The following is a 12,113-nucleotide window of genomic DNA, read 5'->3' as shown; positions in this document are numbered from 1 at the left end:
CTCCCCCAGCGCTCCGCGCAAAAATCGCCTACTTTCTCGGTTAGAGGCTCACTGCGGCCCATAACAAAGGAGCGTCCCGCATGAAACCGCTAAAGGTTCTGCTGATCGGCGCCCACGGCCGCACGGGCCGACTGATCGCGCAGCGTCTCCACGCCGAATCCATCCCCTTCCGCGCCATGCTGCGCAAATCCGCCCACAAAAGCGAGTTCACCGCGATGGGCGCCGAAATCGTCCTCGGCGATCTGTCGAACGATTTCTCCCACGCCTTCGACGACATCACGCACGTGATCTACGCCGCCGGCTCGGCGCAAACAGAAAGCGTACACGAGCAACGCGCGATCGACCGCGACGCCGTCATGCACGCCGCCGACTACGCCAAACGCCGGCGCGTGCAGCAACTCGTCGTCATCAGCGCGCTGTCGGCGTTCTACCCGGAGCGCAGCGGGTTCGCACTGCGCCACTATTCGCGCATGAAGCGCGAAGCCGACGAATACGTCGCGCATCGCGGCGTGCCTTACGCGATTCTCCGGCCCGGAGCGCTATCGGACGAACCGGCGCACGGCGCGATCGCGCCCGCCTGCGAACTCACGAAGCACAAGCCCGAAGTCTCGCGCGCCGACGTCGCGCGCATCGCGCTGCAATGCGTGACGTTCGGCATCAGCAACCGGATGATCGCGTTCGTCGGCGGCGAAGAGCCGATCGATATCGTCTTGGATTCGCTCAAGCTCGAACCCGCGCACACCGTCCGTCACGCCGCACCGACGAGCCGGTAGCCGACGCCCGTTTCCGTCACGATATGCTCGGGCTGCGCGGGATCGCGCTCGAGCTTCTGGCGCAGATGCGCCATGTAGATGCGCAGGTAATGCGGGCTCTCGACATGCGACGGCCCCCACACCTCCACGAGCAATTGCCGATGCGTCAACACGCGCCCCGCGTGCCGCACGAGCGTCGAGAGCAGACGGTATTCGATCGGCGTCAAATGCACGTTCTCGCCGTTCTTCACGACGCGGCGCAACGCGAGATCGACGCTCACATCGCCGAACGCGACGACCGGCGTCTCGCTCGCCTGCGCCTGATTGCGACGCCGCAGATGCGCGCGAATCCGCGCCGTCAGTTCGGAGACGCCGAAGGGCTTCGTGAGGTAGTCGTCGGCGCCGGCATCGAGCGCGGCCACTTTCTCTTCTTCCTGCGTGCGCGCCGACAGCACGATGATCGGCAACTCCGTCCAGCCGCGCAGTTCGCGGATCACGTCGATGCCGTCGGTATCGGGCAAGCCGAGATCGACGATCACGAGATCGGGCTTGCGCGTCGCGGCTTCGACGAGACCCTTCTGACCCGTTTCCGCCTCATGGACCGACATGCCCTGCGCTTCGAGCGACACGCGCACGAAGCGGCGAATCTGCTTTTCGTCCTCGATCAGGACGACGGTGAAGGACGGCTCGCTCATCTTCTAGTTGGTGGTTATGGTGACGAACCGCCCTCGCGCGTCATCTCAGGGCAGAAGGATCGTCGAGCCGGTCGTCTTGCGCGCTTCGAGGTCTTCGTGCGCGCGCGCCGCATCGGACAAGGGGTATCGCTGGCGCACGTTCGTCTTCACCTTGCCCGACGAGACGACGTCGAACAGCTCCGCCGCCATCGCATCGAGATCGCTGCGTTTGGCGATGTAGCTGAAGAGCGTCGGCCGCGTGAAGTACAGCGAGCCGCGTCCCGCAAGCTCCGACGAATCGATCGGCGGCAGCGGCCCCGACGAATTGCCGAAGCTCACGAAAAGGCCGAGCGGCGCGAGGCAATCGAGCGACGCGATGTACGTATCCTTGCCGATCGAATCGTAGACCACCGGCACGCCCGCGCCGTTGGTGATTTCGCGCACGCGCTGCGTGAAGTTCTCGCGCGTGTAGACGATCGGGTAATCGCAGCCGTGCGCCTTCGCGAGCTCGGCTTTCTCGTCCGAGCCGACGGTGCCGATCACCGTCGCGCCGAGCGCCTTCGCCCACTGGCACGCGAGCATGCCGACGCCGCCCGCCGCCGCGTGGATCAGCACGGTATCGCCCGCTTTCACGCGATACGTCCGCCGCAGCAGATATTGCGCGGTCAGGCCTTGCAGCATGATCGACGCGGCGTCTTCATAGCCGATCGAATTGGGCAGCTTGACGACGAAATCCGCCGACATCACGCGCTCTTGCGCATACGCGCCCGGCGGACGCGACGCATACGCGACGCGATCGCCCGGCTTGAATTGCGTGACGCCCTCGCCCACCGCCGTCACCTCGCCGGCGGCTTCCATGCCCAGGCCGCCGGGCAGCGGCATCGGATAGAGACCGGTGCGAAAGTACACGTCGATGAAATTCAGCCCCACCGCATGATGCTTCACGCGGATCTCGCCCTTGCCCGGCGCGCCCACGTCCACGTCGACCCACTTCATGACTTCCGGGCCGCCTGCCTTGTCGAATCGGATTGCCTTGGTCATCGCTTCATCGTCTCCATCGGTTCGTCAGGCCCGCGCAAAACGCAGGCGCAAGTCGTCGAGAATCATGCGCGCCGTCGCGATGTTGGTCGCGCACGGCACGTTGTGCACGTCGCAAGCGCGCACGAGCGCATTGATGTCCGGCTCGTGCGGCTGCGGGGTCATCGGGTCTCGCAGGAAGATCACGATATTCACGCGGCCTTCCGCCAGTTCCGCCCCGATCTGCAAGTCGCCGCCGTGCGGGCCGGAGAGCTTGCGCTCCACTTCCAGCCCGTGCGCCGCCGCGATGCGTCCGCCGGTCGTGCCCGTCGCGACGAGATTGCATTGCGCGAGCGTATCGACGAATTCGCCCGCGAGCTGGACGATGTCGTCCTTCTTCATGTCGTGCGCGATCAGCGCGACGCGTGTGGTCATATCCGTGTCCTCGATCAGTACGTGCCGGGGTACGCGCCGCCGTCGATCAGCAGGTTCTGACCGGTGATGTAGCCCGCGTGCACGCTGCACAGAAACGCGCACGCTTTGCCGAATTCTTCCGACGTGCCGAACCGTCCCGCCGGCAGACTTTGCGCACGGCGCGCGCGCATTTCGTCGATCGAAATGTTCTGGGCCTTTGCTTGCGCTTCCATCGTCACGGCGATGCGGTCGGTGTCGAACGTGCCCGGCAGCAGATTGTTGATCGTGACGCCGGTCGAAGCGACCTTGCGCGCGACGCCCGCGACGAAGCCCGTAAGCCCCGAACGCGCGCCGTTGGACAGGCCGAGCACATCGATCGGCGCCTTCACCGACGAACTCGTGATATTCACGATGCGACCGAAGCCGCGCTCGATCATCCCGTCGATGGTCGCCTTGATCAGCTCGATCGGCGTCAGCATGTTGCCTTCCAGCGCCTTGATCCACATGTCGTGCGTGAAGGTGCGGAAGTCGCCCGGCGGCGGGCCGCCCGCGTTGTTCACCAGAATGTCCGGCGCGGGGCACGCGGCGAGCGCGGCGGCGTGGCCTTCGGGCGTCGTGATGTCGCCCGCGACCGTCGTCACGGTGACGCCGTATTGCGCACGGATGTGCGCGGCCGTCGCTTCGAGCGTTTCCGCCGTGCGCGCGGTGATGACGAGATTCACGCCCTCGGCGGCGAGCGCTTCGGCGCAGCCACGTCCCAAACCCTTGCTCGCCGCGCACACCAGCGCGGTGCGGCCCGCGATTCCCATATCCATCGTCGATCCTCCAGTTTCGTTTATGCGTTGGTCGAGCATGCGCGTCGCGGCGCACGCGGGTCTCATGTCTCTCGCGCAATTCTAGAAGAATCGGGGCGGCAACGTCGGCGGTGCCGCGGACTTGAGCGCGCGATTCTTCTTAGGTGCGGACGGGCTTTTGGGTAAACTGTCGCCACTGTCGCTCCCCGAGCGTCGAAGGCAGAACATCACACGAGCAGGACGCGCAGCGCGCGCGAGACCCATGAAACAAGACAGCCGCTTCCCCAATCTCTTCATCCTCGATCACCCGCTGATCCAGCACAAGCTCACCCACATGCGCGACAAGGACACGTCGACGCGCACGTTCCGCGAGCTGCTGCGGGAAATCACGCTGCTGATGGGCTACGAAATCACGCGCAATCTGCCGCTCACGACCAAGCGCGTGGAAACGCCGCTCGTCGAGATCGATGCGCCCGTGATCGCCGGCAAGAAGCTCGCGATCGTGCCGGTGCTGCGGGCGGGCATCGGCATGTCGGACGGTCTGCTGGATCTGGTGCCGTCGGCGCGCGTCGGGCATATCGGCGTGTATCGGGCGGAGGATCACCGCCCGGTGGAGTATCTCGTGCGGCTGCCGCCCGATCTCGAGGAGCGCGTCTTCATCCTGTGCGATCCGATGGTCGCGACCGGTTACTCGGCGGTGCACGCCGTCGACGTGATGAAGCGCCGCAACGTGCTGAGCGAGAACATCGTGTTCGTCGCGCTGGTGGCCGCGCCGGAAGGCGTCAAGGTGTTCCGGGACGCACATCCGGACGTGAAGCTCTACGTCGCGTCGCTCGATTCGCATCTGAACGAGCATGCGTACATCGTTCCGGGTCTCGGCGACGCGGGCGACCGCCTGTTCGGCACGAAGAACTGAGCATCCGCTTCATTGCGCGTTTTCGCGTTCGACCGCCGCGCCCTTGCGCGGCGGTTTGCGTTTGCGGCCGCCTTTGCCCGATTTCGCCGCGATTCGCCGAAATTTCACGCGGTTTGCATCATTTTTCCCGTTTCGGCCGGCGCGCAGCGGTTCTGGGAGCGCGCGCCGCCATGCTAAAATTTCGGTCTGTTCCTACATGGTTACGCCGGATCGGACGATCCGCGAGCGAACTGGCCGCCGTTGCACGAGCGCGGCGCGGGCAGACACATTCGGCATCACAAAGCACGACAGCACACTAGGCGCACGGCTAGACGCCCGCGCGCGACGGAGAAACGTAATGGCGGGTCATTCGAAATGGGCCAACATCAAGCATAAGAAAGCCGCGGCCGACGCGAAGAAGGGCAAGGTCTGGACGCGCCTCATCAAGGAAATCCAGGTCGCGGCGCGCATGGGCGGCGGCGAGGTCGATTCGAACCCGCGCCTGCGTCTCGCCGTCGACAAGGCCTACGACGCCAACATGCCCAAGGACAACATCAACCGCGCGATCCAGCGCGGCGTCGGCGGCGTCGATGGCGCGAACTACGAAGAAATCCGTTACGAAGGCTACGGCATCGGCGGCGCGGCGATCATCGTCGACACGATGACGGACAACCGCACACGCACCGTCGCGGAGGTGCGCCACGCATTCTCGAAGTTCGGCGGCAACATGGGCACGGACGGCTCGGTGTCGTTCATGTTCGATCACGTCGGCCAGTTCCTGTTCGCGCCCGGCACCCCGGAAGACAAGCTCATGGACGCCGCGCTCGAAGCCGGGGCGGACGACGTCGTGACGAACGAGGACGGCAGCATCGAAGTGGTCTGCCCGCCGAACGACTTTCAAAAGGTGAAGGACGCGCTCGAAGCCGCGGGCTTCAAGGCCGAACTCGCCGAAGTGACGATGAAACCGCAGACGGAAGTCGAATTCAGCGGCGACGACGCAGTGAAGATGCAAAAACTGCTCGACGCGCTCGAAAATCTCGACGACGTGCAGGAAGTCCATACAAACGCCGCGATCAACGAAGACTAAAGCTTCGGATCGCACAGGGCGCGGCGCAACGTGAGCCGCCCCGCCCTCGCGTGGAACATCTTTCGCTTCGGCTCGCATGCCGGAGCAGCGCCGCGCGTTTCTTCGCGGCGCCGCATCGCCACTGGAAGGCGCGTGACGCAGCCGATGTCAGCGCGAGCCGCCTTCGCGACGTTTTGACGGCCGTCATAACGCGCAACTCGGTGGCCATGCGCCCGCCGCTTTTCTCAAGCCGCTTTTTGTCAGGATTTCGGGGATTCAAATGAAGTTACTCGTCGTCGGTTCCGGCGGCCGCGAACATGCGCTGGCCTGGAAGCTCGCGCAATCGCCGCGCGTGCAGATCGTCTATGTGGCGCCGGGCAACGGCGGCACCGCGCAGGACGAGCGTCTGCGCAACGTCGACATCACGGACCCGGCGGAACTCGCCGATTTCGTCGAGAAAGAGCATGTCGCGTTCACGCTCGTCGGGCCGGAGCAGCCGCTCGCCGCGGGCATCGTCAACGTGTTCCGCTCGCGCGGCCTGAAAATCTTCGGACCGACCAGGGAAGCCGCGCAGCTCGAAAGCTCGAAGGACTTCGCGAAGGCGTTCATGAAGCGCCACAACATTCCGACGGCCGAATACGAAACTTTCTCCGACGCCGCGGCCGCGCACGCCTACATCGACGCGAAAGGCGCGCCGATCGTCGTCAAGGCCGACGGGCTGGCAGCCGGCAAGGGCGTCGTCGTCGCGATGACGCTTGAAGAAGCGCACGCCGCCGTCGATTCGATGCTCGCCGACAACAGGCTCGGCGATGCGGGCGCGCGCGTCGTGATCGAGGAGTTTCTCGCGGGCGAGGAAGCGAGCTTCATCGTCATGGTGGACGGCAAGCACGTGCTGGCGCTCGCGTCGAGTCAGGACCATAAGCGCCTGCTCGACGGCGACAAGGGCCCGAACACGGGCGGCATGGGCGCGTACTCGCCCGCGCCGATCGTCACGCCGCAACTGCACGCGCGCGTGATGCGCGAAATCATCCAGCCGACGGTGCGCGGCATGGAAAGCGAAGGCATCCGCTTCACGGGCTTCCTGTACGCCGGCCTGATGATCGACGCGAACGGCAATCCGAAGACGCTCGAATTCAACTGCCGCATGGGCGATCCTGAGACGCAGCCGATCATGGCGCGCCTGAAGGGCGACTTCTCGAAAGTCGTGGAAATGGCGATCGACGGCAAGCTCGATACCGTCGATCTCGACTGGGACCGCCGCACGGCGCTCGGCGTCGTCCTCGCGGCGCACAACTATCCGGAGACGCCGCGCAAGGGAGACCGCATCAGCGGCATTCCGGCGGAAACCGATAACTCCGTCACTTTCCACGCGGGCACGACGCTCACCGACGGCAAGCTCACGACCTCGGGCGGCCGCGTGCTGTGTGTCGTCGGTCTGGCGGATTCCGTGCGCGGCGCGCAATCCGTGGTCTACGATACAGTCAACCAGATTTCCTTCGACGGCATGCAGTATCGCCGGGACATCGGCTATCGGGCGGTGAACCGCAAGCAGTCGGCGGAGAAGCCCGCGGACAAGCACTGAAGATGTCATGGCGCGGCTTTTGCCGCACGAATCAACGCGCTGCCGGACCTCGTGTCCGGCAGCGCGCTTTTGAGAGTTTCGAGGCGAAGGGTTTACCCCCGCCCTTTCTTGGCCGCCCACGGGCGCACGCAGCAATCGATGAGTGAACCGAACCGCAGCGCGGAACAACGCAAAGAACACGACGCAGCCCACGATATCGGGGCCGTCCGCGACTATCTGACGGGCCTGCAGACGCGCATCGCCGATGCCCTCGGCGCCTTCGACGGCACCGCCTTCGGCACCGATGCGTGGACCCGCGAGCCCGGCGCACATCTGCGTGGCGGCGGCGTCACGCGCATCCTGGAAGGCGGCGGGTTCTTCGAGCGCGGAGGCATCGGCTTTTCCGACGTGCAGGGCGACGCGCTGCCGCCCTCCGCAAGCGCGGCGCGTCCGCAGCTCGCGGGACGCGGCTTCGAGGCGCTCGGCGTCTCGCTCGTGATGCATCCGCGCAATCCACACTGCCCCACCGTGCACATGAACGTGCGCATGCTCACCGCGACGAAAGCCGGCGAAGCGCCCATCTTCTGGTTCGGCGGCGGCATGGATCTCACGCCGATCTACGGCTACGAGGAAGACGCGCGGCATTTTCACCAAGTCTGCCGCGACGCGCTCGATCCGTTCGGCGCGGACTTGTATCCGCGCTTCAAGACGTGGTGCGACGAGTACTTCTATCTGAAGCACCGCGACGAGCAGCGCGGCATCGGCGGCATTTTCTTCGACGATTTCTCGGAGCCCGGCTTCGAGAAATCGTTCGCGATGATGCAAAGCGTCGGCGATGCGTTTCTGAAAGCGTATCTGCCGGTCATCGAGCGCCGCCGCGACACGCCGTATTCCGAGCGCGAGCGCGAGTTCCAGGCGTACCGTCGCGGGCGCTACGTCGAATTCAATCTCGTGTTCGACCGCGGCACGCACTTCGGCCTGCAAAGCGGCGGACGCACCGAATCGATCCTGATGTCGATGCCGCCCGTCGCGAACTGGCGCTACGACTGGAAACCCGAGCCCGGCACGCCGGAAGCGCGGCTGTACGAAGATTTTCTGGTGCGGCGGGAATGGCTGTGATGCAAGCCGCAACCGTGAGCGCGTCGAGCGCCAAGCGCGTCGGCATATTCGGCGGCACCTTCGATCCGATCCACAACGGGCATCTCGCGCTCGCGCGGCGCTTCGTCGAATTGCTGCGACTGACCGAGCTCGTGCTGCTGCCCGCCGGTCAGCCGTGGCAGAAAGCGGGCGTATCGGCGCCGGAACATCGGCTGGCGATGACGCGCGCGGCGGCGGCATCGCTCGTGCTCGACGGCGTGCAGGTCATCGTCGCAACCGATGAAATCGATCGCCAGGGCGACACCTATACCGTCGACACGCTCGCGCGCTGGCGCGAGCGCGAAGGCGCGGACGCATCGCTTTCGTTGCTGATGGGCGCGGATCAGCTCGTCAAGCTCGACTCGTGGCATCAATGGATGCGGCTCTTCGACTACGCGCACATCTGCGTGGAAACCCGCCCGGGCTTCGATGTCTCGACGCTGCCCGCCGTGGTCGCCGCGCAAGTCGGACAGCGCGCCGCATCGCCCGAAACACTGCAAGCGAGCCCGCACGGGCACGTGCTCATCGACGAAACGCTTCTACTCGACGTATCCGCCACGGCGATCCGCGAGGAAGCGCGCACGATGACAGACGAACACGGCGCCCGCGCGGATGCACGCGATCAGGTCCCATCGGCTGTATGGGACTATATTGTTCAACATCACCTGTACCAGACACGGTAAATATGGAACTTCAGAAGCTTCAACGCGCGATCATCGACGGTCTCGAAGACGTCAAGGCGCAAGACATCAAGGTGTTCAACACGACCCATCTGACGTCGCTGTTCGACCGCGTGGTCGTGGCGAGCGGCACGTCGAACCGGCAGACCAAGGCGCTCGCCAACAGCGTGCGCGAGAAGGTCAAGGAAGCCGGCGGCGACATCATCTCCACGGAAGGCGAAGAGATCGGCGAATGGGTGCTGGTCGATTGCGGCGACGCGGTCGTCCACATCCTGCAACCCGCGCTGCGCCAGTACTACAACCTCGAGGAAGTCTGGGGCGACAAGCCCGTGCGCGTGAAGCTGCAAACGCCGAACATGTTCGGCGGCGCGAACGTGACCGCCGACGAAGACGAGGACGACGAAGACGCCGCGCCCGCGGCCAAACGTCCCGCGCGCAAGACCACGCGCAAGCACTGAAGCCGCTTCATTCGATGAAGCTGGTCATCCTCGCCGTCGGACACAAGATGCCCGACTGGATCACGAATGGCTTCGACGAATACGCGAAGCGCATGCCGCCCGAACTGCGCATCGAGCTGAAAGAAATCAAGCCCGAGCAGCGCTCGTCGGGACGCAACGCCGAGAGCGTGATGGCGGCCGAGAAGCAGCGTATCGAAGCGGCTTTGCCGAAGAACGCGCGCGTCGTCGCACTCGACGAACGCGGCCGCGACTGGACCACGATGCAACTCGCGAACGCCCTGCCCGGCTGGCAGCAGGACGGGCGCGATGTCGCGTTCGTGATCGGCGGCGCGGACGGGCTCGACCCGGCCGTGAAGGCGCGCGCCGAACTGATGCTGCGCGTGTCGAGCCTCACGCTGCCGCATGGCATGGTGCGCGTGCTGCTCGCCGAACAGCTTTACCGCGCGTGGAGCATCACGCAGAATCATCCCTACCATCGCGCGTGAGGCTTTTTCGATGTCGGATCGAATGCCCGCGCGCCATTCGAACCCGACTTCAAGATGCCGACTCATCGCTTCGTTTATCTCGCGTCTCAAAGCCCGCGCCGTCAGGAGCTGCTGCGTCAGCTCGGCGTGCAGTACGAACTCCTTCTTCCCCGTCCCGATGAAGACGCCGAAGCGCTCGAAGCCGAGCTGCAGGGCGAATCCGCCGATGCGTACGTCGCGCGCGTCTGCGCGCTGAAGGCGCACGCGGCGCGCGCGCGGCTCGTCGCGGGCGGCTATGCGCTCGCGCCGATTCTCGTCGCCGATACGACCGTGACCATCGACGGCCTGATTCTCGGCAAGCCGCTTCACGAAGAAGACGCCGTCGCGATGCTCGAACGCCTCGCGGGCCGCGAGCATGAAGTGCTGACGGCGCTCGCCGTCGTCGATGCCGATGGCGCGCTGCTCGAACCCGCGCTCTCGCGCTCGACGGTGCGCTTCGCGCGCGCCGACCGTGCTGCGCTGCAGCGCTACGCCGCGTCGGGCGAGCCGCTCGGCAAGGCGGGCGCGTACGGCATACAGGGACGCGCGGCGGAGTTCATCGAGCGAATCGACGGGTCCTATTCGGGTATCATGGGTTTGCCCCTTTTCGAAACAGCAGCACTCTTGCGCGTGGCGCGCGTCGCATTCTAAACAGGCCATGAACGAAGAAATCCTGATCAACGTCACACCGCAGGAATCCCGGGTCGCACTGGTTCAGCAAGGCGCCGTTCAGGAACTTCACGTCGAGCGCACGCTTTCGCGCGGACGCGTCGGCAACGTCTATCTCGGCAAGGTTGTGCGCGTGCTGCCGGGCATGCAGTCGGCGTTCATCGATATCGGTCTCGAGCGGGCGGCGTTTCTTCATGTCGCCGATATCTGGCATCCGCGCATCGCGGGCGAGCCGCATTCGTCGGCGCCGCATGTGCCGATCGAGAAGATCGTCTTCGAAGGACAGTCGCTGATGGTGCAGGTCGTGAAGGACCCGATCGGCACGAAGGGCGCGCGGCTATCGACACAGGTGAGCATCGCGGGACGCACGCTCGTGTATCTGCCGCAGGAGCCGCATATCGGCATCTCGCAGAAGATCGAGAGCGAGGCGGATCGAGAGGCCGTGCGCGCGCGCCTGACGGCCGTCTTGCCCGCCGATGAGAAAGGCGGCTACATCGTGCGGACCATCGCCGAAGACTCGACGAGCGAAGAGCTCGCCGCCGATGTCGCCTATCTGCGCAAGACCTGGGCGACGATCGTGGCTCAAGCGCAGCGCGTGCCGCCCACTACGCTGCTGTATCAGGATCTGAACCTCGCGCAACGGGTACTGCGGGACTTCGTCAACGACGAGACCACGCGCATTCAGGTCGATTCGCGCGAAACGTATCAGATGCTCGCCGACTTCGCGGCGGAGTTCACGCCGGCGGTGGCGTCGCGTCTGCATCACTACACTGGCGAGCGACCGCTCTTCGATCTGTACAACATCGAGGCGGAGATTTTGCGTGCGCTGTCGCGGCGCGTCGATCTCAAGTCGGGCGGCTACCTGATGATCGACCAGACCGAAGCGATGACGACCATCGACGTCAATACGGGCGGCTATGTGGGCGCGCGCAATTTCGACGACACCATCTTCAAGACGAACCTCGAAGCGGCGCATACGATCGCGCGGCAATTGCGGTTGAGGAATCTTGGCGGGATCATCATCATCGATTTCATCGACATGGAGAATGTCGAGCATCGCGATCAGGTTCTGGGGGAACTGAAGAAGGCGTTGTCGCGGGACAGGACGCGCGTGACGGTGAATGGGTTCTCGCAGCTCGGGCTCGTGGAGATGACGAGAAAGCGCACGCGCGAGTCACTGGCGCATGTGCTGTGCGAACCGTGCCCGATATGCGAGGGCAAGGGTCAGGTGAAGACGCCGCGCACCGTGTGCTATGACGTGCTGCGCGAAATCATGCGCGAGTCGCGACAGTTCAATCCACGTGAATTTCGCGTGGTCGCTTCGCAGCAGGTTATCGATCTTTTTTTGGAAGAAGAGTCGCAGCATCTGGCGATGCTGATGGACTTCATCGGGAAGCCGGTTTCGCTGCAGGTGGAGAGTAATCTCAGTCAGGAGCAGTACGATATCGTGCTGATGTAGCTCCCGCGAAAAACCTCGCCCGAGGCGCGCTTGG

Annotated in this window: 14 protein-coding genes; 10 read left to right on the top strand and 4 right to left on the bottom strand. The window is 64.9% G+C overall.

All coding sequences use genetic code 11. The features are described 5' to 3' along the window. Positions 1 to 80: 80 nt before the first annotated feature. Positions 81 to 773, top strand: coding sequence for an SDR family oxidoreductase (locus NCS28_RS04250; protein WP_250512617.1), 693 nt, complete (start codon positions 81 to 83; stop codon positions 771 to 773). Here NCS28_RS04250 and kdpE read toward each other — a convergent pair. The 4 genes from kdpE to NCS28_RS04230 are packed head-to-tail and all read right to left on the bottom strand — an operon-like array spanning position 749 to position 3,672. Continuing rightward, positions 749 to 1,447, bottom strand: a complete 699-nt coding sequence (gene kdpE / locus NCS28_RS04245) for a two-component system response regulator KdpE (RefSeq protein WP_250512616.1) — start codon at positions 1,445 to 1,447, stop codon at positions 749 to 751. The two genes, NCS28_RS04250 and kdpE, sit on opposite strands and share 25 nt — an antisense overlap. A 45-nt stretch (positions 1,448 to 1,492) precedes the next feature. Beyond that, complete coding sequence (locus NCS28_RS04240) at positions 1,493 to 2,467, bottom strand: quinone oxidoreductase family protein (protein ID WP_250512615.1); 975 nt, start codon at positions 2,465 to 2,467, stop codon at positions 1,493 to 1,495. Positions 2,468 to 2,491: 24 nt separating this feature from the next. Further along, positions 2,492 to 2,878 (bottom strand): methylglyoxal synthase, encoded by a 387-nt coding sequence (locus tag NCS28_RS04235; protein ID WP_250512614.1) that lies wholly within the window; start codon positions 2,876 to 2,878, stop codon positions 2,492 to 2,494. Positions 2,879 to 2,892: 14 nt separating this feature from the next. Beyond that, the gene (locus NCS28_RS04230) at positions 2,893 to 3,672 is read right to left on the bottom strand and encodes an SDR family oxidoreductase (RefSeq protein WP_250512613.1); all 780 of its coding nucleotides are present in this window, start codon (positions 3,670 to 3,672) and stop codon (positions 2,893 to 2,895) included. A 241-nt stretch (positions 3,673 to 3,913) separates the two neighbouring features. Between NCS28_RS04230 and upp the strand changes: the two genes are divergently transcribed. The 9 genes from upp to rng all read left to right on the top strand — a co-directional run bounded on the left by upp (position 3,914) and on the right by rng (position 12,079). Next, positions 3,914 to 4,567, top strand: a complete 654-nt coding sequence (gene upp / locus NCS28_RS04225; protein WP_250512612.1) for a uracil phosphoribosyltransferase — start codon at positions 3,914 to 3,916, stop codon at positions 4,565 to 4,567. A gap of 337 nt (positions 4,568 to 4,904) precedes the next feature. Further along, on the top strand, positions 4,905 to 5,633 hold the full coding sequence (locus tag NCS28_RS04220; RefSeq protein WP_250512611.1) for a YebC/PmpR family DNA-binding transcriptional regulator: 729 nt from the start codon (positions 4,905 to 4,907) through the stop codon (positions 5,631 to 5,633). 259 nt (positions 5,634 to 5,892) lie between these two features. Further along, complete coding sequence (gene purD / locus NCS28_RS04215) at positions 5,893 to 7,194, top strand: phosphoribosylamine--glycine ligase (protein WP_250512610.1); 1,302 nt, start codon at positions 5,893 to 5,895, stop codon at positions 7,192 to 7,194. Between the two features lie 138 nt (positions 7,195 to 7,332). Then, positions 7,333 to 8,292 (top strand): oxygen-dependent coproporphyrinogen oxidase, encoded by a 960-nt coding sequence (hemF, locus tag NCS28_RS04210; protein ID WP_250512609.1) that lies wholly within the window; start codon positions 7,333 to 7,335, stop codon positions 8,290 to 8,292. Further along, positions 8,292 to 8,993 (top strand): nicotinate-nucleotide adenylyltransferase, encoded by a 702-nt coding sequence (locus NCS28_RS04205; RefSeq protein WP_250512608.1) that lies wholly within the window; start codon positions 8,292 to 8,294, stop codon positions 8,991 to 8,993. Before hemF ends, NCS28_RS04205 begins: the two co-directional genes overlap by 1 nt. 2 nt (positions 8,994 to 8,995) lie before the next feature. Continuing rightward, on the top strand, positions 8,996 to 9,448 hold the full coding sequence (rsfS, locus tag NCS28_RS04200) for a ribosome silencing factor (protein ID WP_250512607.1): 453 nt from the start codon (positions 8,996 to 8,998) through the stop codon (positions 9,446 to 9,448). A gap of 14 nt (positions 9,449 to 9,462) precedes the next feature. Next, the gene (gene rlmH, locus NCS28_RS04195; protein WP_250512606.1) at positions 9,463 to 9,933 is read left to right on the top strand and encodes a 23S rRNA (pseudouridine(1915)-N(3))-methyltransferase RlmH; all 471 of its coding nucleotides are present in this window, start codon (positions 9,463 to 9,465) and stop codon (positions 9,931 to 9,933) included. 54 nt (positions 9,934 to 9,987) lie between these two features. Beyond that, complete coding sequence (locus NCS28_RS04190) at positions 9,988 to 10,602, top strand: Maf family protein (protein WP_250512605.1); 615 nt, start codon at positions 9,988 to 9,990, stop codon at positions 10,600 to 10,602. A gap of 7 nt (positions 10,603 to 10,609) precedes the next feature. Further along, entirely contained in the window at positions 10,610 to 12,079 is a 1,470-nt protein-coding gene (gene rng, locus NCS28_RS04185; RefSeq protein ID WP_250512604.1) for a ribonuclease G, read from the top strand. The last annotated feature ends 34 nt before the right edge of the window (positions 12,080 to 12,113 follow it).

The organism is Caballeronia sp. INDeC2 (assembly GCF_023631325.1).
GTDB lineage: Bacteria > Pseudomonadota > Gammaproteobacteria > Burkholderiales > Burkholderiaceae > Caballeronia.
Note: the sequence above shows the minus strand (reverse complement) of the source record. Positions and strands in the feature narration are given on the sequence as shown.